The 22,468-nt window shown below is 74.4% G+C and carries 21 protein-coding genes; 11 read left to right on the plus strand and 10 right to left on the minus strand.

The annotated features are described in order from the left end of the window. Positions 1 to 58: 58 nt before the first annotated feature. Both ACQPYX_RS04950 and ACQPYX_RS04955 read left to right on the plus strand, forming a co-directional pair. Positions 59 to 1,435 (plus strand): cystathionine beta-synthase, encoded by a 1,377-nt coding sequence (locus tag ACQPYX_RS04950; protein WP_433801804.1) that lies wholly within the window; start codon positions 59 to 61, stop codon positions 1,433 to 1,435. Positions 1,436 to 1,449: 14 nt separating this feature from the next. Then, positions 1,450 to 2,601, plus strand: coding sequence for a cystathionine gamma-synthase (locus ACQPYX_RS04955; protein WP_433801805.1), 1,152 nt, complete (start codon positions 1,450 to 1,452; stop codon positions 2,599 to 2,601). 24 nt (positions 2,602 to 2,625) lie between these two features. Here the strand turns inward: ACQPYX_RS04955 and ACQPYX_RS04960 are convergent, their stop codons facing one another. Next, complete coding sequence (locus tag ACQPYX_RS04960; RefSeq protein WP_433801806.1) at positions 2,626 to 2,868, minus strand: hypothetical protein; 243 nt, start codon at positions 2,866 to 2,868, stop codon at positions 2,626 to 2,628. A gap of 325 nt (positions 2,869 to 3,193) precedes the next feature. On the opposite strand from ACQPYX_RS04960, the gene ACQPYX_RS04965 reads away from it, so the two are divergent. Beyond that, the gene (locus ACQPYX_RS04965) at positions 3,194 to 4,414 is read left to right on the plus strand and encodes a threonine ammonia-lyase (RefSeq protein WP_433801807.1); all 1,221 of its coding nucleotides are present in this window, start codon (positions 3,194 to 3,196) and stop codon (positions 4,412 to 4,414) included. Positions 4,415 to 4,421: 7 nt separating this feature from the next. Here the strand turns inward: ACQPYX_RS04965 and greA are convergent, their stop codons facing one another. Then, on the minus strand, positions 4,422 to 4,916 hold the full coding sequence (greA, locus tag ACQPYX_RS04970; protein WP_433801808.1) for a transcription elongation factor GreA: 495 nt from the start codon (positions 4,914 to 4,916) through the stop codon (positions 4,422 to 4,424). A gap of 290 nt (positions 4,917 to 5,206) precedes the next feature. Between greA and mca the strand changes: the two genes are divergently transcribed. The 4 genes from mca to ACQPYX_RS04990 all read left to right on the plus strand — a co-directional run bounded on the left by mca (position 5,207) and on the right by ACQPYX_RS04990 (position 9,376). Then, positions 5,207 to 6,118 (plus strand): mycothiol conjugate amidase Mca, encoded by a 912-nt coding sequence (gene mca / locus ACQPYX_RS04975; protein ID WP_433803671.1) that lies wholly within the window; start codon positions 5,207 to 5,209, stop codon positions 6,116 to 6,118. Further along, entirely contained in the window at positions 6,118 to 6,429 is a 312-nt protein-coding gene (locus ACQPYX_RS04980) for a hypothetical protein (RefSeq protein ID WP_433801809.1), read from the plus strand. Before mca ends, ACQPYX_RS04980 begins: the two co-directional genes overlap by 1 nt. 45 nt (positions 6,430 to 6,474) lie before the next feature. Continuing rightward, positions 6,475 to 8,484, plus strand: coding sequence for a thioredoxin domain-containing protein (locus ACQPYX_RS04985; protein WP_433801810.1), 2,010 nt, complete (start codon positions 6,475 to 6,477; stop codon positions 8,482 to 8,484). 223 nt (positions 8,485 to 8,707) lie between these two features. Next, positions 8,708 to 9,376 (plus strand): hypothetical protein, encoded by a 669-nt coding sequence (locus tag ACQPYX_RS04990; protein WP_433803672.1) that lies wholly within the window; start codon positions 8,708 to 8,710, stop codon positions 9,374 to 9,376. Here the strand turns inward: ACQPYX_RS04990 and trhA are convergent. After that, complete coding sequence (gene trhA / locus ACQPYX_RS04995) at positions 9,367 to 10,038, minus strand: PAQR family membrane homeostasis protein TrhA (RefSeq protein WP_433801811.1); 672 nt, start codon at positions 10,036 to 10,038, stop codon at positions 9,367 to 9,369. The two genes, ACQPYX_RS04990 and trhA, sit on opposite strands and share 10 nt — an antisense overlap. 105 nt (positions 10,039 to 10,143) lie before the next feature. Between trhA and ACQPYX_RS05000 the strand changes: the two genes are divergently transcribed. Further along, the gene (locus ACQPYX_RS05000) at positions 10,144 to 10,923 is read left to right on the plus strand and encodes an isoprenyl transferase (RefSeq protein ID WP_433801812.1); all 780 of its coding nucleotides are present in this window, start codon (positions 10,144 to 10,146) and stop codon (positions 10,921 to 10,923) included. Positions 10,924 to 11,134: 211 nt separating this feature from the next. On the opposite strand, the gene ACQPYX_RS05005 is transcribed toward ACQPYX_RS05000, so the two are convergent. Continuing rightward, positions 11,135 to 11,464 carry a hypothetical protein gene (locus tag ACQPYX_RS05005; protein ID WP_433801813.1) on the minus strand — a complete coding sequence of 110 codons (330 nt, stop codon included), beginning with the start codon at positions 11,462 to 11,464 and terminating at the stop codon, positions 11,135 to 11,137. Between the two features lie 336 nt (positions 11,465 to 11,800). On the opposite strand from ACQPYX_RS05005, the gene ACQPYX_RS05010 reads away from it, so the two are divergent. Both ACQPYX_RS05010 and ACQPYX_RS05015 read left to right on the plus strand, forming a co-directional pair. Then, a complete protein-coding gene (locus ACQPYX_RS05010) occupies positions 11,801 to 13,072 on the plus strand; it encodes a DUF885 domain-containing protein (protein WP_433801814.1) in 1,272 nt (423 codons plus the stop codon). Between the two features lie 351 nt (positions 13,073 to 13,423). After that, positions 13,424 to 14,755 carry a PhoH family protein gene (locus ACQPYX_RS05015; RefSeq protein ID WP_433801815.1) on the plus strand — a complete coding sequence of 444 codons (1,332 nt, stop codon included), beginning with the start codon at positions 13,424 to 13,426 and terminating at the stop codon, positions 14,753 to 14,755. 91 nt (positions 14,756 to 14,846) lie between these two features. On the opposite strand, the gene ACQPYX_RS05020 is transcribed toward ACQPYX_RS05015, so the two are convergent. From ACQPYX_RS05020 to glpX, 6 genes are read right to left on the minus strand one after another with little or no spacing between them, the layout of a single operon-like run. After that, positions 14,847 to 16,286, minus strand: coding sequence for a GuaB1 family IMP dehydrogenase-related protein (locus ACQPYX_RS05020; RefSeq protein ID WP_433801816.1), 1,440 nt, complete (start codon positions 16,284 to 16,286; stop codon positions 14,847 to 14,849). A gap of 31 nt (positions 16,287 to 16,317) precedes the next feature. Further along, a complete protein-coding gene (locus ACQPYX_RS05025) occupies positions 16,318 to 16,539 on the minus strand; it encodes a hypothetical protein (RefSeq protein WP_433801817.1) in 222 nt (73 codons plus the stop codon). Between the two features lie 19 nt (positions 16,540 to 16,558). Continuing rightward, positions 16,559 to 17,713, minus strand: a complete 1,155-nt coding sequence (locus ACQPYX_RS05030; RefSeq protein ID WP_433803673.1) for a glycosyltransferase — start codon at positions 17,711 to 17,713, stop codon at positions 16,559 to 16,561. Positions 17,714 to 17,748: 35 nt separating this feature from the next. Next, on the minus strand, positions 17,749 to 19,281 hold the full coding sequence (locus ACQPYX_RS05035; RefSeq protein ID WP_433801818.1) for an ATP-dependent DNA ligase: 1,533 nt from the start codon (positions 19,279 to 19,281) through the stop codon (positions 17,749 to 17,751). Between the two features lie 23 nt (positions 19,282 to 19,304). After that, positions 19,305 to 20,714, minus strand: a complete 1,410-nt coding sequence (locus ACQPYX_RS05040) for a class II fumarate hydratase (RefSeq protein ID WP_433801819.1) — start codon at positions 20,712 to 20,714, stop codon at positions 19,305 to 19,307. 33 nt (positions 20,715 to 20,747) lie between these two features. Further along, on the minus strand, positions 20,748 to 21,791 hold the full coding sequence (glpX, locus tag ACQPYX_RS05045; RefSeq protein ID WP_433801820.1) for a class II fructose-bisphosphatase: 1,044 nt from the start codon (positions 21,789 to 21,791) through the stop codon (positions 20,748 to 20,750). A gap of 99 nt (positions 21,792 to 21,890) precedes the next feature. On the opposite strand from glpX, the gene ACQPYX_RS05050 reads away from it, so the two are divergent. Further along, on the plus strand, positions 21,891 to 22,442 hold the full coding sequence (locus tag ACQPYX_RS05050) for a DUF4245 domain-containing protein (protein ID WP_433801821.1): 552 nt from the start codon (positions 21,891 to 21,893) through the stop codon (positions 22,440 to 22,442). The last annotated feature ends 26 nt before the right edge of the window (positions 22,443 to 22,468 follow it).

A 22,468-nucleotide genomic window follows, 5' to 3' on the forward strand; every position in this document is an offset into this window, starting at 1 on the left:
CGGCGGTGATTCCCCGCACAGCCACGTCCCGGCCGACGGTCTTCGGCAGGATGGGGTCATGCAGTACGCCGAGCACGTCGCCGACCTCGTCGGACACACCCCGCTGGTGAAGCTCAACAAGGTCGTGCCGACCGGGCCGGACGCGCCGTTGGTGCTCGCGAAGGTGGAGTACTTCAACCCCGGCGGCAGCGTGAAGGACCGCATCGCCGAGAGGATGGTCGACGCGGCCGAGGCGTCGGGGGAGCTGAAGCCCGGCGGCACCATCGTCGAGCCGACCTCCGGCAACACCGGGATCGGCCTCGCGATCGTCGCCCAGCAGCGCGGGTACCACTGCATCTTCGTGTGCCCGGACAAGGTCTCGCCCGCCAAGCGCGACGCGCTGCGCGCCTACGGCGCCGAGGTCGTCGTGTGCCCCGCGGCCGTCGAGCCCGACCACCCGGAGTCCTACTACTCGGTCTCCGACCGCCTCGCCCGCGAGACCGAGGGCGGCTGGAAGCCCAACCAGTACGCGAACCCGGCGAACCCGGCGTCGCACGTCGAGTCCACGGGCCCGGAGATCTGGGAGCAGACCGAGGGCCGGATCACCCACTTCGTCGCGGGCGTCGGCACCGGCGGCACCATCTCGGGCACCGGGAAGTACCTCAAGGAGATCTCCGACGGGCGGGTGCAGATCATCGGCGCCGACCCGCTCGGCTCGGTCTACTCGGGGGGCGACGGGCGCCCGTACCTCGTCGAGGGCGTCGGCGAGGACTTCTGGCCCACGACCTACGACCGCGGGATCGCCGACCGCGTCATCGCGGTCTCCGACGCCGACTCCTTCCACATGACGCGCCGGCTCGGCCGGGAGGAGGCGCTGCTCGTCGGCGGCTCCTGCGGCATGGCCACGGTGGCCGCGGCCCGGCTGGCCGCGGAGCTCGGTCCCGACGACGTCGTGGTCGTGCTGCTGCCCGACGGCGGGCGGGGCTACCTCTCGACGGTCTTCAACGACCAGTGGATGCAGTCCTACGGGTTCCTGTCGGTGGACACCGCGGAGTACACCGTCGGCGACGTGCTGCGCGGCAAGGACGGCTCGATCCCCGACCTCGTGCACGGGCACCCGAACGAGACGGTGTCGGACATCGTCTCGATCATGCGGGAGTTCAGCGTCTCGCAGATGCCGATCGTGCAGGCCGAGCCGCCGGTGATGATGGCCGAGGTCCGCGGAGCGGTGACCGAGCGGGACCTGCTCGACAAGCTGTTCACCGGCAAGGCCGCGCTCACCGACAAGGTCGCCGACCACCTCGCGCCGAACCTGCCGACCGTGGGGATCGCCGAGCCCCTCTCCGGGGCGATGGAGAAGCTGCAGGGCGGCGACGGCCTGCTGGTCATCTCCGACGGGCGCCCGGCCGGCATCGTCAGCCGCGCCGACGTGCTCGCATTCCTCGCGGGCCGTTAGGGAACACTGGAGCGGTGAGTCAGGACCACGGTTTCGCCACCCGCGCCATCCACGCCGGCCAGGAGCCGGACCCGACCACCGGATCGGTCGTCGTCCCCGTCCACGCGACGTCGACGTTCGCCCAGGACGGGGTCGGTGGGCTGCGCTCCGGCTACGAGTACGCCCGCACCGGCAACCCCACCCGGGTCGCGCTGGAGACCCAGCTCGCCGCGCTCGAGGGCGGGCGGTTCTGTCGGGCGTTCGCGTCGGGCATGGCGGCCGAGGACACGCTGTTCCGCGCCACCCTGCGCCCGGGCGACCACGTCGTCATCCCGATCGACGCCTACGGCGGCACGTTCCGGCTGGTGTCGACCGTGCTCGCCGACTGGGGCGTGCGGTTCAGCGCGGTCGACCTCTCCGACGTCGACGCCGTGCGCGCGGCGATCCTGCCCGAGACGCGGCTGCTCTGGTGCGAGACGCCCACCAACCCGCTGCTCTCGATCGCCGACATCCCGGCCCTCGCCGGCGTCGCGGACGAGGCCGGCATCCGGCTCGTCGTCGACAACACGTTCGCCTCGCCCTACCTGCAGCAGCCGCTGGGCCTCGGCGCCCACGTGGTGCTGCACTCGACGACGAAGTACCTGGGCGGGCACTCCGACGTGGTCGGCGGCGCCGTGGTCACCTCGGACGAGGCCCTCGCCGCCGACCTCGCCCGGCTGCAGAACGGGATGGGTGCGGTGCCCGGCCCGTTCGACTGCTTCCTCACCACCCGCGGCATCAAGACGCTCGCGATCCGGATGGACCGCCACTGCGACAACGCCGAGCGGGTCGTCGAGGCCCTCGCCGCGCACGACGCGGTCTCGACGGTGCTCTACCCGGGTCTCGCCTCCCACCCGAGCCACGAGGTGGCGGCGAAGCAGATGCGCCGCTTCGGCGGGATGGTGTCGATCCGGCTCGCGGGCGGCGAGCAGGCGGCGCGGGCCCTGTGCGCGGCGACCTCCGTCTTCACCCTCGCGGAGTCGCTCGGCGGCGTGGAGTCGCTGATCGAGCACCCCGGCGCCATGACGCACGCGTCGACGGCGGGTTCGCCGCTCGAGGTGCCCTCGGACCTGGTGCGCCTGTCGGTGGGCATCGAGGAGGCCGACGACCTCGTCGACGACCTGCTCACCGCGCTCGGGCGGCTCTGAGCCCGGTCGCGACGCCGGGGCGGGTCAGCCCCGGCGGGCGTCCGCCTGGTCCTCGGCGGAGCCGTGCGGGGCGGTGTGGCCGGGCGTCACGAGCGAGGGCACGGTGCACCCGCCGACGAGCACCGGGCCGTGCTGCGTGGACACCAGCGTCCCGGGGTCGTCGCATCCCGCCGCCTCGACCGTGAACACGGCCGCCCCGGCCAGCGCGGCGGCCGCGACGAGCGGCGCGACCAGCCCGATCCGGGCGGCACGTCGACGTGTCTCCATCGGATCCTCCCCAGAAATCTCACGCTCTCACCACAGGCTACCGACGACGTCCGGTGCGCACGCCCGTTCGGTTCGGACGGTCCGGTCGGCGTCGGGGCCCGCGCGGCGACCGGCCCGTGGGACGTCCCCGACACCGGCGGGTTGCCCGTCCGTCGCGGGTCGGAACCGGTCGGCGACGTCACCGTCGTACCGGGAACTCTGACGCGACCGCCCCGTGTCCTCCGCGTGAGGGGAACCTCGTGGCGGCCCCCCTCTCCGAGCGAACGGCACTCTCGCTGCTTCTATGTGCGCGAGAGTGCCGCTCGTCCACATCCGGGAGGTGTCCGTGCCGACCCTCGTCACGCGCGCCGACGTCGAGGCCGCCCGCGCCGACCAGCACGGGGTGGTCCGTCGGACGCCCGTGGAGCCGTCACGGGTGCTGTCCGTCCCCGCCGGCGGGCCGGTCCTGCTCAAGTGCGAGAACCTGCAGCGCACCGGCAGCTTCAAGCTCCGCGGTGCCTACCGGCGGATCCAGCGGCTCACCGACGCCGAGCGGGCCCGCGGGGTGGTGGCGGCGAGCGCCGGCAACCACGCGCAGGGCGTGGCGCTGGCGGCCGGGCTCCTGGGCGCGGAGGCCACCGTGTTCATGCCGGCCGGAGCACCGCTGCCGAAGCTGGCGGCCACCCGCAGCTACGGGGCCCGGGTCGAGCTGGTGGACACCTTCGACGCCACGCTCGTCGAGGCGCAGGCGTTCGCCGACCGCACCGGGTCCGTGCTCATCCACCCCTTCGACCACCCCGACGTCGTCGCCGGCCAGGGCACGGTCGGTCTGGAGATCGCCGAGCAGGTCCCCGACGCGCGGACCGTCGTCGTCTGTACCGGCGGGGGCGGCCTCGTCGCCGGGATCGCGGCCGCGCTGCACGGCACCGGCGTCCGCGTGGTCGGGGCGCAGGCCGAGGGCCTCGCCGCGTGGCCCGCCTCGCTGGCGGCCGGGGGACCGACGACCGTCACCGGAGCCACGATCGCGGACGGGATCGCCGTGCCGCGGCCGGGGGAACTGACGTACGCGCAGGTGGCCGCGCAGGTCGACGAGATCGTCACGGTGTCCGAGGAGGCGCTCAGCCGGGCCGTCCTGCAGTGCCTGGAGCGCAGCAAACTGCTGGTGGAACCCGCCGGTGCGGCGGCCGTGGCCGCGATCGCGGAGTACCCGGGGCGGTGGGAACCGCCGGTGGTCGCGCTCGTCTCCGGCGGGAACGTCGACCCGCTGATGCTCGCCGAGATCGTCCGGCGGGGCATGGTCGCGGCGGGGCGCTACGCCGGGCTGCGCGTGCGGATCCCGGACCGGGCCGGCTACCTCGCGGACCTGCTCGCGCTCGTGGGCCGGCTCGGCGGCAACGTCGTGGACGTCGAGCACCGTCGGCTCGGGGCTTCGGCCGGTCTCGGGCCGCTCGACCTGGGCACCGTCGAGGTCGCGTTGACCCTCGAGGCCCGCGGGCCCGAGCACCAGGACACGATCCTCACGGCGCTCCGCGACGCGGGGTATCGCGTCGCGGAGGGGGCCGTGTGAGGCGGGGTCAGGGGGAGTAGGGCTCCGCCGAGACCAGGGTGACCTCCATCGACCCGCCGTCGGGGAGGTCGTAGCTGACGGTGTCGCCGGCCTTGGCGCCGATGAGCGCGGAGCCGAGCGGGGAGTTCGGCGAGTAGACCTCGAGGGAGCCCGCCGAGCCCTCCTCGCGCGAGCCGAGCAGGAAGGTCTCGGTGTCGTCGTCGCCCTCGAAGCGCACGGTGAGCACGGTTCCCGGGACGGCGGTCCCCGACTCGGTGGGCGTCTCGCCGACCTTCGCGGTGTGCAGCAGCTCCTGGAGGTGGCGGATGCGCGCCTCCATGACGCCCTGCTCCTCGCGGGCGGCGTGGTAGCCGCCGTTCTCCTTGAGGTCGCCCTCCTCGCGCGCGGCGTTGATCTTCTGCGCGATCGCCGGACGCTGGGCCACCAGGTCGTCGAGCTCGGCCTTGAGGCGGTCGTGGGCGTCCTGGGTCAGCCAGGTCACCTGGGTCTGCGTCTCGGTCACGGCGATCAACTCCTCGGGGTCCGGTCCCGCGGGCGCGGGGCGGCGGCCTGCACGCTCCCGCGAGGAGGTCGCGGGGGCGTCCACAGACGGAAAAACACGACCCGCGGCATGCGGGCCGTGTCGGTGGACACTAACACGGTCGGGGCCCTGCAGAGCCGGTACGAACTTCGCCCCCGAGAGGTTCCCGGATCTCCGGGGAAAGTCACAGGGCCTCGCCTACCTGCGACGATCCGCTCGGCGGGGGTGGGGTACCCGGTGGGCGCGGCAGGCTGTCGGGGGGTCGGAGGATGATGGTGGACGTGGGAGATCAGCTGAGACTGATGTCGGTGCACGCGCACCCCGACGACGAGTCGAGCAAGGGCGCGGCGACGTGTGCGCGCTACGTCGCCGAGGGCGTGGAGGTCATGGTCGTCACGTGCACCGGGGGTGAGGCCGGGAGCATCCTGAACCCGGCCATGGACCGCCCCGAGGTGCTCGCCGACATGGTCGGCGTGCGGCGCGCGGAGATGGCGCGCGCGGCGGAGATCCTCGGGGTGCAGCACCGGTGGCTCGGCTTCGTCGACTCGGGGCTGCCCGAGGGCGACCCGAAGCCGCCGCTGCCCGAGGGCTGCTTCGCGCTCGAGCCGCTCGAGGTGCCGACCGAGGCCCTCGTCCGGGTGATGCGGGAGTTCCGGCCGCACGTCGTCGTGACCTACGACGAGAACGGTGGCTACCCCCACCCCGACCACATCCGCTGCCATGAGGTGTCGATGGCGGCGTGGGAGGCGTGCGGTGACCCCGACCGCTTCCCCGGGGCCGGGGAGCCGTGGCAGCCGCTGAAGCTCTACTACTCGCACGGGTTCTCCCGGGCGCGCATCGTCGCCTTCCACGAGGCGATGCTCGCGTCGGGGGAGGAGTCGCCGTACGCCGAGTGGCTGGAGAACTGGGACACCTCCTCGCGCCCCGACCCCGGCGCCCGGGTGACCACGCGGGTGCGCTGTGCCGAGTACTTCCCGGTGCGCGACGCGGCGCTGCTCGCCCACGCCACGCAGATCGACCCCAACGGCCGCTGGTTCCAGACGCCGATGGAGCTCCAGCAGCGCGTGTGGCCCACCGAGGACTACGAGCTCGCCCGCTCCCTCGTGGGCGACCCGGCGGAGACGGAGTCGGCCGAGGACGGCGACCTGTTCTCCGGCGTGCGTGAGCGGGTGCTGACCTCGTGATGCCCGCGAGCCTGGTCATCCTGCTCGCGCAGGCCCAGCCGCCGGCGCCGGGCGCCGACCGCGGGGAGGAGTTCGGCAAGACCTCGCCGATCGCCCTGGTGGTCATCCTCCTGCTCGGCATCGCGACGTTCCTGCTGATCCGGTCGATGACGAAGCGGCTGCGCAACGTGCCGGAGTCGTTCGACGAGCCGGGGAAGACGGCGGAGACGTCGGAGACGGCGGGGACGCCCGACGGGGGCCCGGCGCCCGAGCCGTCGTCGGGACCGGTCGACTCCCCGTCACCGGGCGGCCGCGCTGGCCCGGAGGGCTGACGCCGACGGCGGACCGTCCGGTGACGCCGTGCGACCATCGCGGCCATGGCCAACCGGCTCGCCGACTCGACCAGCCCGTACCTGCGGCAGCACGCCGACAACCCGATCGACTGGCGCCCGTGGGAGCCCGCCGCGTTCGCGGAGGCCCGGGAGCGCGGGGTGCCGGTGCTGCTGTCGGTCGGCTACTCGGCCTGCCACTGGTGCCACGTGATGGCGCACGAGTCGTTCTCCAACCCGCAGGTGGCGGCGTTCGTGAACGACCGGTTCGTGGCGATCAAGGTCGATCGGGAGGAGCGCCCGGACGTCGACGCGGTCTACATGGAGGCCACCCAGGCGATGACCGGCCAGGGCGGCTGGCCGATGACGTGCTTCCTCACCCCGACCGGCGAGCCGTTCCACTGCGGCACCTACTACCCGGCGGAACCGCGTGGCGGGATGCCGTCGTTCACCCAGCTCCTGGCGGCGGTGGCGAGGGCGTGGGAGACCGACAACGAGACCGTGCGCAGCGCCGCCTCGGGCATCGTGACGCAGCTGGCCGGGGTCGCGCGGTCGCTGCCGGCGGCACCGGTGGACGCGGAGGTGCTCGCCGGCGCGGTGGCCGCCCTCGAGGGTGAGTTCGACGCGACGGCCGGCGGCTTCGGCGGTGCCCCGAAGTTCCCGCCGTCCTCGGTGTGCGAGTTCCTCCTGCGCCACCACGAGCGGACCCGCAGCGCGGCCGCGTGGCGGATGGTCACGGCCACCCACGAGCGGATGGCGCGCGGCGGCCTGCCCGACCAGCTGGCGGGCGGGTTCGCGCGCTACTCCGTGGACGCCCGCTGGGTGGTGCCGCACTTCGAGAAGATGCTCTACGACAACGCGCTCCTGCTGCGCAGCTACGCGCACGAGGCGCGGCTGGCGGGAGGCCTCGCCCGGCACGTCGCCGAGCTCACCGCGGCGTTCCTGCTGCGCGACCTGCGCACCGCCGAGGGCGGGTTCGCCGCGGCCCTCGACGCCGACGCCGCGGGGACCGAGGGCTCGACGTACGTCTGGTCCCCGGCGGAGCTGGCCGACGTCCTCGGGCCCGAGGAGGGGGCGTGGGCGGCGGAGCTGCTCGGCGTCACCCCGGAGGGCACCTTCGAGGACGGTCGCTCGACGTTGCAGATGCCGGTCGACCCGGTCGACCCCGCCCGCTGGCAGGCGGCCCGCAAGGCGCTCCTGGCGGCCCGCGCGACCCGGCCGCAGCCGGCGCGGGACGACAAGGTGGTGGCGGCCTGGAACGGGCTCGCGATCACCGCGCTCGTGGAGGCCGCGGCCGCCCTGGGCCGTCCCGACCTCCTCGCCGCCGCACGCCGGGCCGGCGGGATGCTCCTGCGGGTGCACCTCGTCGACGGGCGCCTGCGCCGGACCTCGCGGGACGGTGTCGTCGGGGACGCGCCGGGCGTGCTGGAGGACCACGCGGCCGTGGCCGAGGCGTTGCTCGCGCTGCACCAGGCGACGGGGGAGGCCCGCTGGCTGGACGAGGCCTGCGGTCTGCTCGACCTCGCCCTGGACCACTTCGCCGACGCCGACCCCGGCCTGTTCTGGGACACCGCCGACGACGCGGAGGCCCTGGTGAGCCGCCCCCGCGAGATCACCGACGGCGCGACCCCCTGCGGCTCGTCCGTGCTGACCGCGGCCCTGCTCACGGCGTCGGTGCTCGTCGGGCCGGAGCGCTCGGCCCGCTACCGCGCGGCGGCCGACGCCGCGCTGACCACGGCGGGCACCCTGCTGGCGCGCCACGCGCGGTTCGCGGGCGGTTGGGCGAGCGCGGCGGAGGCGGCCCTCACCGGCCCGCTGCAGGTGGCCGTCGTCGGCGTCGGGGCCGCCGACCGGGAGGCGCTGCTCGGGGCGGCGCGGCGGCACGCGCCGGGCGGGACGGTGGTCGTCGGGGGCGAGCCGGACGCCCCGGGGGTGCCGCTGCTCGCGGGGCGGCCGCTGGTCGACGGCGTGCCGGCCGCCTACGTGTGCCGCGGGTTCGTGTGCGACCGCCCGGTGACCACGCCCGACGAGCTCGCCGGCGCGCTGCACCTGGGGTGAGCCTCCCCCGGTGGCAGCAACGACGCTTCGCTGCCACCGGGTGGCAGCAACGACGCTTCGCTGCCACCGGGTGACAGCAACGACGCTTCGCTGCCGGATGGGGAGGGGCGGATGGGGAGGGGCGCCCTCCTGGGGAAGGCGTCCGCTCACCGCGAACCGACTCGACCGCAGCACGTGCGTAATGTTGTAATCAGTGCATCGCACGACGAAGGAGCCGATGATGATGGTGGGACGAGGACACCGGGGACGCCCCGGCGGCGGGGGACGCGTGAGCCGCGGCGGGCGCCCGGCAGGGGACCTGCCCGCGACCGACGACCTCGAGGCCTGGCTGGCCGGACGGTTGCCGGACGGCTGGTTCGTGGCGGCCCCCGAGGTGACGGTGGACCGCGAGGAGATCCTGATCGTCGGGCAGCTGCCGGCCCCCGAGGTGGACGGTGACGCCGCCGCGCGGGCCGCGAGCGCCGTGGGACGGATCAGCCGGTTCCGGGAGGAGTCCCGCGAGGACCGGATGGAGATCGCCCGACAGGCCGAGCACCGCTACGGCCGCAAGGTCGCGTGGGGCGCGCGGATCGCGGACGGCGACGGCGGGGTCGAGGAGCTGTTCACCACCCTGTCGGTGCCGGTGATGACGCGGCTGCGCCAGCCGGAGCGCCGGGTGCTGGACACGCTGGTCGACGCCGGGGTCGCCCGGTCGCGGTCCGAGGCGCTGGCCTGGGCGGTCGCGCTCGTCGGGGAGCACACCGAGCCGTGGCTCGCCGAGCTGCGGGAGGCGATGAGCACGGTCGACGAGCTCCGCACCCGGGGGCCGCGCCTGGACCCCCCGTCGGGAACGCCGGAGCAGACCGACGAGCAGGCCGACGAGCAGACCGACGAGCCGGGCGATCAGGCGTAGAGGATCAGCCAGATCGCGATGTGGTGACAGATCGCGGCGACGACCGTCGCCGCGTGGAAGAACTCGTGGTACCCGAAGGTGGCGGGCCAGCCGTGCGGCCGCCGCAGGGCGAAGCCCACCGCCCCCAGGGTGTAGATGGCACCGCCCACCACGAGCAGGACGAACGCCGCCACACCGCCCCGCGCGAGCAGGTCGGGGAGCACGAACACGGCGACCCAGCCGAGCGCCAGGTAGATCGGGACCCCGACCCAGCGGGTGGTGTGCGGGCGCAGGACCTTGAGCGCCGCGCCGGCCACCGCGCCGGTCCACACCACGGCCAGGACGATCAGCCCGGTGGTCTCGGGCAGGGCCAGCACCGCGAACGGCGTGTAGGTCCCCGCGATGAAGATGAAGATCATCGCGTGGTCGAGACGCTTCATCGTGGTCCGCGCGCGGGGCGAGACCCAGGAACGCCGGTGGTAGAGGGCGCTGATGCCGAAGACGCCCAGCACGGTCGCCGAGTAGACGGCCACGGCCGCCGCCGCCTCACCCGAGACGGTGGAGCCGGCGAGGGCGATCAGGGTGGCACCCGCGGCGATCCCGACGGCGAAGGACCACAGGTGCAGCCAGCCGCGCAGGCGCGGCTTGACGGGCGTCGCCGGGGCGCTGTCGACGATGGTCACGCCTCCAGAGAGTAGGACAGCCCGCCGGGGATCCGGAGAACTGCGCCCGTCGGGCGGGTGACGAGGGGGTCGGAGGAGCGGGTCGGCGGCGTAGCCTGGCCGCCCGTGAGCGTCCGGGACAACGTCCGCGAGGTGGCGTACTCGCTCTACGAGCGACGGCTGCGCCGCAAGGTCGCAGCGAGCCACCCGCCCCGTCACGTCGGGGTGATCCTCGACGGCAACCGCCGGTGGGCGAAGGAGGTCGGTCTCACCGACCCCAGCGACGGCCACCGCGTCGGCGCCCGCAAGATCGTCGACATGCTCGACTGGGCCGACGAGGCCGGCGTCGAGGTCGTCACCCTGTTCCTGCTGTCCACCGACAACGCCAACCGACCGCCGGCGGAGCTCGAGGCGTTGCTCGAGATCATCGCCACCGCCGTCGAGGGGCTGGCGGCGCCGGACCGCGACTGGCGGTTGCGCATCGTCGGCGCGCCCGACCTGGTGCCGGCCGCGACGGCCGCCCGACTGGCCGCGGCGGCGGAGTCCACGCAGGGTCGGACCGGGCTGCAGGTCAACGCGGCCGTCGGTTACGGCGGGCGGCAGGAGATCGCGGACGCGGTGCGCAAGCTCCTGCTGCGGCACGCGGAGGCCGGGACGTCGATCGAGGAGCTCGCGGAGGTGCTCGACGTCGACCACATCGCCGAGAACCTCTACACCACCGGGCAGCCCGATCCGGATCTGGTGATCCGGACCTCGGGGGAACAGCGCCTCTCGGGATTCCTCATGTGGCAGTCAGTGTACTCGGAGTTCTATTTCACCGAGGCGTTCTGGCCGCAGTTCCGTCGCATCGATTTCCTGCGGGCGCTGCGCGACTACTCCGAGCGGAATCGTCGCTACGGCAGCTGAACGCAGCAGGACGCACCGGCGCACCCGTGCCATCCCCCGATGGGCACGGATACGCCGGTGCGTCGTCGCACGGCTCGTTCCCGACGGCGGGTGCGGGTCCGCTCCCACACTTTCCGCACCCGCCGTCGGACGAGATCAGGTCGTGCTGCCGAACACACGACGGCGGGTGCGGGGTCGCTCGGGACCCCGGCACCCGCCGTCATGGCACGGATCAGGCGTTGACGCTGCCCAGCAGGCCGATCGCGGCGCTGATCGGGGCCTGGACGTTGGTGTTGCCCAGGTTCACCAGGCCGGTCTGGTCGCCGAAGAAGCCCTGCGTGCTGTCGGCCGACGGGCTGAAGTCGTCGTCGCTGAAACGGATGTTGCCGCGGTCGTTGTCGCGGTCGCGGTCGCCGTGGTGGTGGCCGTGGTGGTGCGAGCCCTCGACGCCGCGGTCACTGCCGTGGTCGCAGGGAGCCTCGCCGGCGAAAGCGGTCCCGGAGAGCGCCGCCACGCCCGCCGCGGCACCGATGACGACCATTCCCGCCTTCTTCAGCAGCATTCGAGTTTCTCCTCGTGAGTGTGGGTCCCCGATTCGGTATCGGGGGACCGCGATCGTGTTTTCCGATCTCACGGACGGTGTGACCGGATGACATGAACTCTAACGGGAGACCCCGCCGAGGGATTCGCTGGTTACCCGATCGAGTGGCACCTACTTCGTACTGCAACTTGAGTGCTTTGTGCGGGTGAGACGTCGCCCGGGAAAACAGGGAAAGGGTCTCGCCAGGCCCAGTCGGCTTTCGCTGCGTGAGCCACCTCGACACCCGTCCGTCGTATTCAGCGACGCGGTGTCCGCTCCGAGGCCCGATCGGGCCACGGCGGGTAACCTCGTCGGACGGTGGACGGACACGCGGACGAGGGCCTCGACGGGCTCGCGCGGGCCTACGTGCGGCTCGGGCTGCGCCTCGGTCGTGCGGTGCCCGGGATCGTCGACGCCCACCTCGCCGATGCCGTTCCCGACGACGCCGGCGACACCGACCCCGAGGCGCTCCGCCGGGAGGCGGCCGACCTCCGTCGCCGGCTCGGCCAGCACCGCGGTCGCCGGGCGGAGTACCTCGACGCGCAGCTCGCGGCGTGCGAGGTCGTCGCGTTCCGCGCCGCGGGCGGCGGGACGTCGTTCGTCGAGGAGGTGCAGGGCTGCCTCGGCGTCCGGATCGCCCCCGGCGACGAGGACCGCTACCGCGCCGCGCACGACGCCCTCGCCGCGCTCCTCGGCGTGCCGCTCGCCCGGCTGCCCGCCGCGATGACCGCCTTCCGCGAGGCCGACCGGGTGCCGCCGGCGGTGCTGCGCGAGGCGACCGCGGCGGTCCTGGCGGGGCTGCGGGAGGCGACCGCGGCCACCGTCGGGCTCCCGCCGGGGGAGGTGGTGGACCTCGAGGTCGTCCGGGGCGCCCCGTGGGCCGGATTCACCCGGCGGTCCGGGCCGCGCCGGTCGGTGGTGCAGGTCGCCGTGGAGGCGGGCCACCGGTGGAGCCACCTGCCGCTGCTCGTGGCGCACGAGGCCTACCCGGGGCACCACACGGAGGCCGCCCGCACCGAGGGCACCCTGCGCCCCGAACGGACCCTGCTGCTCGCGCGGACCCCGCAGAGCCTCGTCGCCGAGGGCGCCGCGGAGGTCGGGCTCGACGCCGTCGTCGGGCCGGGGTGGGGGCGCTGGGCCGCCGAGCGCCTCGTCGGGATCGCCGGGGCCCCCGGACCCGAGCGCGCGGGCCTGGGGGAGGCGATCGAGACGGCGAGCGAGCCGCTCGCGAGCGTGCGCCAGGACGCGGCGCTGCTGCTGCACGGTTCGTCGGCGCCCGACCGGGAGGACCGGGCGCGCGCCCACCTGCGGCGCTGGCTGCTGGTCGACGACGACCGCGCCGGCCGGATGCTGGAGTTCCTGGCCCACCCGCGTTGGCGGATCCACACCACGACCTACGTCGAGGGCGCCCGCCTGGTCCGGCCCTGGCTCGCCGCCCGACCACCCGGGACGACCGCGGGGCAGCGCTTCGCGCGCCTGCTCGACGAGTCCTGGACGCCGGCGGTGCTGCGCCGCGACATCGAGGCCGCGGCGGACGCCGAGCGGTACCCCCGACACGTCGACGACACGCCGATGTCGCCCAGCGTGTGATGTCCGACCCGAAATTGTCACGCTCGGCGCGCGACAACGACCGGTCACCGGCTGTACCGTCCGCCTCGACGGCGCCGTAGCGGATGCGGACCGTCCGGGGAGGCCGGAGAACGTGACGGGTCGGATCGGGACGCGGTGCCGCGGCACCGCCGGGGCGTCGGCCCCGGCGGGCGTGCATCACGGCCCGGACGACCCGGTGGGAGGGCCGGCACCCGGTCCTCGCGCGCGGCGCCGGAGAGGCAGGTCCCCCGGCGGGGGGCCGCCTCGGCGGCACCGGATCACGACGTAGGTCACCTCGTCCCAGCGAGGAAACCGTGGTCGTGGGTGCCGCGACCGCCCGAGGGAGTAGCCGTGAGCGCAGAGCACGTCGCACAGCCCCCGTCGGTCACCCCGATCACCTACGTCCTGGACACCTCGGTCCTGCTCAGCGACCCGTGGGCCCCCACCCGCTTCGCCGAGCACGAGGTGGTCGTGCCGCTCGTCGTCATCACCGAGCTCGAGGGCAAGCGCCACCACCCGGAGCTCGGCTGGTTCGCCCGGGAGGCGCTGCGCCTCCTCGACGACCTCCGCATCACCCACGGCCGGTTGGACCAGCCGATCGAGATCACGCCCGAGGGCGGGTCGCTGCGCATCGAGCTGAACCACACCGACCCGTCGGTGCTGCCGGCCGGGTTCCGGACCGGGGAGAACGACGCGCGCATCCTCGCGTGCGCCGCGAACCTCGCGGCGGAGGGCGCCCGGGTCACCCTCGTCACCAAGGACATGCCGCTGCGCGTCAAGGCGGCGGCGGTCGGTCTCCCGGCCGACGAGTACCACGCCCAGGACGTCGTGACGTCCGGCTGGACCGGCATGGCCGAGGTCGCCGCGGAGCCGCAGGAGATCTCCGACCTGTTCGCCGACGGGCTCACCGACGTCGAGGCGGCCCGCGAGCTGCCCTGTCACACCGGGCTGCGGCTGCTCGCCGGCGGGTCCTCCGCCCTCGGGCGCGTCACGCCCGACAAGCAGGTCCGCCTCGTCCGCGGCGACCGCGACGTCTTCGGGCTGCACGGCCGGTCGGCCGAGCAGCGGATCGCGATCGACCTGCTGACCGACCCCGACGTCGGGATCGTCTCCCTCGGCGGTCGCGCCGGCACCGGGAAGTCCGCCGTGGCGCTGTGCGCCGGCCTCGAGGCGGTGCTCGAGCGCCAGCAGCACCGCAAGATCGTCGTGTTCCGCCCGGTCTACGCGGTCGGCGGGCAGGACCTCGGCTACCTGCCCGGCGGCGAGAACGAGAAGATGGCGCCCTGGGCGCAGGCCGTGTTCGACACCCTCGGCGCGCTGGTCTCGACCAACGTCGTCGAGGAGGTCATCGAGCGCGGCATGCTCGAGGTGCTCCCGCTGACCCACATCCGCGGGCGCTCGCTGCACGACGCGTTCGTCATCGTCGACGAGGCCCAGTCGCTGGAGCGCAACGTCCTGCTCACCGTGCTCTCCCGGCTCGGGACGAACTCGCGGGTCGTGCTCACGCACGACGTCGCCCAGCGCGACAACCTGCGGGTCGGCCGCCACGACGGCATCGCCGCGGTGATCGAGAAGCTCAAGGGCCACCCGCTGTTCGCCCACGTCACGCTGACCCGTTCCGAGCGGTCGCCGATCGCGGCGCTCGTCACGGAGATGCTGGAGGGTGAGGCGCACGGCGGCTGACCGGCCCGCCGGTCGCTGAACCAACGGCACTCTCGCGCACATAGATGCTGCGAGAGTGCCGTTCGTTCGCGACGGGGGGAGGGGCCGACCCTCACCAGCCGGTGGGCAGCGGGCGACCCTCCGCGAAGCCGGACGCGGACTGGATGCCCAGCACCGCGCGCGTGTGGAACTCCTCGAGCGTCGACGCGCCCGTGTAGGTGCACGCCGAGCGCACGCCCGCGCAGATCGAGTCGAGCAGGTCCTCCACCCCCGGGCGGGCCGGGTCGAGGCGCATGCGCGACGACGAGATGCCCTCCTCGAACAGGCCCTTGCGGGCGCGGTCGAACGCCGAGTCGGTGCGGGTGCGGGCGGAGACGGCGCGCTTCGACGCCATCCCGAACGACTCCTTGTACGGGGCGCCGTGCTCGTCGCGCTGCAGGTCGCCGGGCGACTCGTAGGTCCCGGCGAACCACGACCCGACCATCACCGCCGAGGCGCCCGCCGCGAGGGCCAGCGCCACGTCGCGCGGGTGTCGCACCCCGCCGTCGGCCCAGATGTGCTTCCCGCGCGCCCGGGCGGCCGCCGCGCACTCGGCCACGGCGGAGAACTGGGGGCGGCCGACGCCGGTGGCCATCCGCGTCGTGCACATCGCGCCGGGTCCGACCCCGACCTTCACGACGTCCGCGCCCGCCTCGATCAGGTCGATCGTGCCCGCCGCGGTCACCACGTTGCCGGCGACGACGACCGCGTCCGGCGCGGCCTCCCGTACCGTGCGCAGCGCGGCGATCGTCTTCTCCTGGTGGCCGTGCGCGGTGTCGACCACGAGGACGTCGACGCCCGCGGCGACGAGTTCCTTGGTCCGGGTCGCCACGTCGCCGTTGACGCCGAGCGCCGCGGCGACCCGCAGGCGGCCGTCGACGTCGAGGGCCGGCGCGTAGACCTCGGCGCGCAGTGCGCCGGTGCGGGTGAGGACGCCCGCGAGCCGGCCGTCGTCGTCGACCCCGATCGCGAGGTCGCCCGCGCCGGGCGCGGACAGCGCGTCGAACACCGCGCGCGGCTCGGTGCCCACCGGCACCGTCACGGCCGGCACCAGCACGTCGGCGAGCCGGGTGAAGCGGTCGACCCCGGCGCAGTCGGCCTCGCGGACGACGCCGAGCGGGCGTCCGCCCTCGTCGGCCACGACGACGGCGCCGTGCGCGCGCTTGCTGACCAGGTTCAGCGCGTCCGCGACCGCCTCGCCCGGGTTCAGGACGACCGGGGTGTCCCACACGGCGTGCCGCGACTTCACCCCGGCGACGGTGTCGGCGACCGCGGCCGGGTCGACGTCCTGCGGGATGACGGCCATGCCGCCCCGCCGCGCGAGCGTCTCGGCCATACGTCGGCCGGACACCGCCGTCATGTTCGCCGCGATGACCGGGATCGTCGCGCCCGACGGGTCGGCGACCGCGAGGTCGACGTCGAACCGGGACGCGACGTCGGAGCGCTCGGGGACGAGGAAGACGTCGTCGTAGGTCAGGTCGTGAGCCGGAACGTGGCCGTCGAGGAACCGCACGTGCGCACAGGCTACCGGGTCGGGCGCGCGCTCACCGGCGAGCGGCGTCGACCCGCGCCGTGGCCTCCTCGACGAGGGTGTCGAGGTCGACCCCGAGGAGCCCCTCGCCGTGGTGCTCCTCGACGAGGACCTCGATCTCGGCGGCCACCTCGGGCTCGACGAGGCGCACGTCGCGCGGCATGTCGTCGGCGTCGGCCGCGAGTGCGACGGCGACGAGGGAGGCCGGCCCGTAGGTCGTCAGTCGGAGGACCATGCCCCCCAGTGTGCGCCCCTCACGCCGCGAGCGCCTCCGCCCGTTCGACGAAGGCGGCCACCGGGGGCAGCGCGAGCATCGCCCGCTGGGCGGCGCGGACCGCGCCCCGCACCGACGCGTCGTCGAGCACGGCGCGGAGCCCGGCGGCCACCGACGGACCGTCCACGTGCCGCCCGAGCCCGAGCGCGGCGATCCGGCCCGCGCTCGCGAACTGGTCGCCGAACTGTGGGAACGCCACCATCGGCACGCCGTGGCGCACCGCCTCGCGCACCGTGTTGTAGCCGCCGTGGGTGATCATCGCGTCGGCGACCTGCAGCAGCAGTGGCTGCGGCACCCACCGCTCGAGGTGCACGTGCGGCGCCGGCTCGACGTCGCACGCCAGCCCCGCGGTCGCGACGACGACCTCGGCGTCCACCTCGTTCGCGCCACGGACCAGCGCGCGGAGCCCGGCGGCCGGGTCGGCGGGCGGTCCGCCGGGGGCGCTGCGGCCGGCCGCCTGCATCATCGGCAGCGCCGTCCCGAGTGACCCGAGCACCAGCGGCCGCCCCGCCGGCAGCGCCGCGACCCACTCCGGCAGCCGGCCGCCCCGGTCGACCTCGTCGTCCTGGCGGTACGCGTCCGCCTCCGGCAGCCACGACGGCGCGAACGAGAACGTCGGCGGCATGCAGTCGAGCCGGCCGTACGGGGCGAGCGCGGCGGGGTCGGCGACGGCGGGCAGCCCGAGCTCGGTGCGGGACGCGGTCAGCAGCGGGCCGACGTGCAGCGGGTCGAGGACGTGCGCGGCCCCGGACGGCGCGGGCAGGTGCGGAACCCCGAGCTCCTCCGCGTACAGCATCCCGGCGAACTCGCCCCCGTCGCGCAGCACGAGGTCGAACGCCCCGAGCCGCCGCAGCGCCCGCACCTCCTCGACGATGTGCTCGCCCGCGAACACCCGGGCCACCACGGCGGCCGGATCGGGGTCGGCGCCCAGCGCCTCGATGCGCGGCACGAACCGGGCCGCGGCCTCGGAGAGCGCGACGAGCACCGGTGCCACCGTCACCGGTTCGTCGTCGAACGCGGCGGCGAGGTCGGGCGGGCACGCCACCACCACCTCGTGACCGGCGGCGCCGACCGCCCGGGCGAACGGCAGGACGGCCCGGGCGTGGGACGGGGACCCGGTGACGGTCGTGAGCATGCGCACGGACGCGGGGTGCCCCGCCCACACGACGATCAGCGGCGCAGCGCCCGAAGTGTGTCGAGGGTGTCGGTCTCGCCCACCGGCTTGTCGTCGCGGTAGCGGACGACCCGCGCGAAGCGCAGCGCCACACCGCCCGGGTAGCGCGTGGAGGTCTGCACCCCGTCGAGCTCGATCTCGACGACGATCTCCGGCCGCAGGTACACGGTGTACGCGTCGCGGGAGGTCTCGTACCGCGGGAACGTCTCGGTCTGCCAGCGCAGGGTCTCGTCGGTCATGCCCTTGAAGGTCTTGCCGACCATGACGAAGCCGTCGTCGGTGCGCGCTCCCAGGTGGATGTTGGACAGCCACCCCCGGCGTCGTCCGGACCCCCACTCGCACGCCAGGACCACCAGGTCGAACGTGTGCGACGGCTTGATCTTCTGCCAGGCCTTCCCGCGCCGTCCCGCGGTGTAGGTCGAGTCGAGGGCCTTGACCATCGAGCCCTCCTGGCCCGCGGCGAGCGCCCCGTCGATCGCCTGCGCCGCCCGCTCCGGGGTCGGCCGGACGACGGACGGGATGACCCGGTCCCCGACGATCTCGGCCAGTTCCCGACGACGGGTCTCCAGCGGTTCGTCGACCAGGTCCCGGCCGTCGCGGTGCAGGCAGTCGAAGAACCACGGCTGCATGGCGCCGGACCCGAGGCCCTTCATCGACTCCTGGAACGCGCGCGGCCGACCGTCCTCGGCGACGGCGAGCGTCTCGCCGTCGAGGACGACCGTCTCGACCGGCAACCCGCGGGTGAGCGCCACGATCTCCGGCACCGCGTCGGTGATCTCGTGCAGCGTGCGCGACCAGACCCGCACCTCGTCGCCGCGCCGGTGGACCTGGATCCGGGCGCCGTCGAGCTTGTGCTCGACGACGATCTCGGTGCCGAGGTCGGCGAGCGTCGCCTCCAACGAGTCGCCGGGCGAGGCGAGCATCGGCCGCACCGGGCGCATCACCTCGAGCCCGACCGCCTCCAGCGCCGCGACCGGGTCGTCGGAGGCCAGGGCCGTCCGGGCGGTCTCCGGCAGCTGACCGGACAGCATGAACGCCCGCCGGACGACCTCCGCGGGCACCTGCACCCGACGGCCCGTCGCTTCGCTCGCCAGGGTCGCGGCAGCGGCGACCGCCTCCACCATCAGCCCCTCGAGCGCCCCCTGGCGCAGCTCGCCCCCGAGCAGCCGGACCAGGAACCGGCCCTCGTCCGCGGTGGCGGCGCCGAGCAACGACGACAGCTCCGCCGTCCGCCGGGCGCCCACCCCGCTGCCCGACCCGGCGAGCGCCGCGAGCCGGTCCAGCGCCGCCTCGACGTCCCCGACCTCGAGCGACGGCTGGGCGGCGGGGTCGATCTCGACGCCGGACAGCGTGCGCCACCCGATCCCGGTCCGGCCCTGGAGCATGAACCCGGCGAGCCACGCCGTGACCGGCGCGACCTCGTCGGGCGACGCGTCGGCCAGGACCGCCGCGAGCGCGGCGGTCTTGGCCTTGCGCGACCGGGTCGCCCCGACCTCGCCGGAGGTCGCGACGACCCGGGAGAACAACACGGCCGCTGTCTACCCCGACGTCGTCAGGAATCCACGCGGGTCATGGCCAGCACGTCCAGTGCGGTGTCGAGCTGCTCCTGGGTGAGCTTGCCGTCGCGCACGTAGCCGTCGGCCTCGATGACCTCGCGGATCGTCTTCCGCTCCTTCATCGCCTTCTTCGCGATCTTCGCCGCCTCCTCGTAGCCGATGAGGCGGTTGAGCGGCGTGACGATCGCCGACGACGACTCGGCGTAGCGGCGGCAGGCCTCCTCGTCGGCCTCGGTGCCCTCGAGGACGCGGTCGGCGAGCAGGCGCGCGGCGTTGGCGAGCAGGCGGGCCGACTCCAGGATGTTGCGGGCCATCACCGGCATCATGACGTTGAGCTCGAGGTTGCCCTGGGTGCCGGAGAAGGCCACCGTCGCGTCGTTGCCGATGACCTGGGCGCAGACCATCATCGTGGCCTCGCAGATCACCGGGTTGACCTTGCCCGGCATGATCGAGCTGCCCGGCTGCAGGTCGGGGATGCGGATCTCGGCGAGCCCGGTCGACGGGCCCGAGGACATCCAGCGGATGTCGTTGGCGATCTTGTACAGGCTCACCGCGACGGTGCGCAGCGCGCCGGAGACCTCGACGAGGCCGTCGCGGGCGCCCTGCGCCTCGATGTGGTCGCGGGCCTCGGTCAGCTCGGGGATGCCGGTCGACTGCCGCAGCTGCTCGACGACCTTGCCGCCGAAGCCCTCCGGGGTGTTGATCCCGGTGCCGACCGCCGTGCCGCCGATCGGCAGCTCGCCGAGGCGGGGGAGCGTCGCGCGGAGGCGCTCGCCGCCGTGGGTGCACTGCGTGGCCCACCCGCCGGCCTCCTGGCCGAGCGTGATCGGCACGGCGTCCATGAGGTGGGTGCGGCCGGACTTGACGACGTGGCGCCAGTCCTGCGCCTTGCGGTTGAGCACCGCGGCGAGGTGGTCCAGACCGGGGATCGTGTCGCGGACGACGGCCTCGGTGGCCGCGAGGTGGATCGTCGTCGGGAAGACGTCGTTGGAGCTCTGCGAGGCGTTGACGTGGTCGTTCGGGTGGACCTTGGAGCCCGAGGCGCGCGAGGCCAGCGTCGCGATGACCTCGTTGGCGTTCATGTTCGAGCTCGTGCCCGAGCCGGTCTGGAACACGTCGATCGGGAACTCGCCGTCGTGCGCGCCCGAGGCGACCTCGTCGGCGGCCGCCGCGACGGCGTCGGCGATCCCGGCGTCGAGCACGCCCAGGTCCTTGTTCACCCGGGCGCACGCGCCCTTGACGAGCCCGAGCGCGCGGATCTGGGCCGGCTCGATCGGGCGGCCGGAGATCGGGAAGTTCTCCACCGCGCGCTGGGTCTGCGCCGCGTAGAGCGCCTGGGCGGGGACCTGCACCTCGCCCATCGTGTCGTGCTCGGTGCGGAACTCCTGGGCGCCGTTGCTGCTCATGGTCGTCATTGTGCCGACGTCCGCCGGCCGCGCTCACTGCCAGGGCGACTCCTGCTGGTCGTCCTCGTCCCCGCCGAGGTCGAAGCTCGAGTACTCGCGCAGCTTCGACAGCCGGTGGTAGCCGTCGATGAGCCGCACCGTGCCGGACTTCGACCGCATCACCAGCGACTGCGTGGTGGCGCCGCCCGCGCGGTAGTGCACGCCGCGCAGCAGGTCGCCGTCGGTGACCCCGGTGGCGCAGAAGAAGATGTTCTCGCCCTTGACCAGGTCGGTCGTGTGCAGCACCTGGTCGAGGTCGTGCCCCGCGGCGATCGCCTTCTCACGCTCGGCGTCGTCCTTCGGCCACAGCCGGCCCTGGAAGGAGCCGCCGAGGCAGGTGATCGCGGAGGCGGCGATGATGCCCTCGGGCGTGCCGCCGATGCCGAGCAGGATGTCGACGCCGCTCTCGTGGCGGGCGGCGGCGATCGCGCCCGCGACGTCGCCGTCGGAGATGAACCGGATCCGGGCGCCGGCGTCCCGGATCTCCTGCACGAGCTGGTCGTGGCGCGGCCGGTCGAGCACGCAGACCGTGACGTCGGGGATGCCGCCGCCCTTGCGCTTCGCGATGGCGCGCAGGTTGTCCTTCACCGAGCGCGTGATGTCCACGACGTCGGCGTACTCCGGCCCGACCGCGAGCTTCTCCATGTAGAACACGGCCGACGGGTCGAACATCGCGCCCCGCTCGGCGACGGCCAGCACGGCGAGCGCGTTCGGCATGCCCTTGGCCATGAGGGTGGTGCCGTCGACCGGGTCCACGGCGACGTCGCAGTCGGGGCCGTCCCCGTTGCCGACCTCCTCGCCGTTGTAGAGCATCGGCGCCTCGTCCTTCTCGCCCTCGCCGATGACGACGACGCCGCGCATCGAGACGGAGCTGACGAGCTTGCGCATCGCGTCGACGGCCGCGCCGTCGCCGCCCTCCTTGTCCCCGCGCCCGACGAACCGGCCGGCGGCCATCGCGGCCGCCTCCGTGACCCGGACGAGTTCGAGGGCCAGGTTGCGGTCCGGGGCCTCGGGACGACGGCGGGCGGGAGAGGTCACCGGGTGCGCTCCAACTTCGGTCCGTGGACGGGGTCGCCATCCTCCCAGATCACGGCCTCGCGCGGCGCGGCGTCGAGCGCCACTGGAACGATGGAGCCCATGAGTTCGTCGCAGCCGGACCGCACCGGGGGGATCCGACCGTTCGCGGTCGGGACGATCGTGCTCGCCGTCATCGTCCTGGCCCTGACCGGACTCACCCGCGCGTGCTCGGTGTCCGCGCCGGGCGCGGTCGACCGCGGGTCGGTGCAGCGCGTCGACGTCGCCGACGCGGCCCGGTCGGCCGCCGCCACGCTGCCCTTCCCGGTCCGCGGGCCGCTGATGCCGGCGGACTGGATCCCGCAGTCCAGCGACATCCGCGACGTCCCGGGCGGGCGCGCGTTCCGGCTCGGCTGGGTGACGCCGGACGACGCCTTCGCCCGCCTCGTCCAGTCGAACGGCACCGAGGCGGGGCTCGTCGCCTCCGAGCAGGGGGAGCCGCAGGCCGGGGCGCCGGTGAGCGCGGACGGCCTGACGTGGACCACCTACCGCGGGCTGCGCAACGAGCCGATCTGGGTGGCCGACGTCGGCGGCGGGGTGCGCTGGCTCGTCACCGGCAACGCCTCCCCGGCCCGCTTCGTCCAGCTGATCACCACGGCGCGGCAGTCGCCCTAGCCGTCAGTCGGTGTCAGCGGCGGCAC

Source organism: Actinomycetospora sp. CA-084318, from assembly GCF_050955885.1.
In the GTDB taxonomy this organism is placed as follows: domain Bacteria; phylum Actinomycetota; class Actinomycetes; order Mycobacteriales; family Pseudonocardiaceae; genus Actinomycetospora.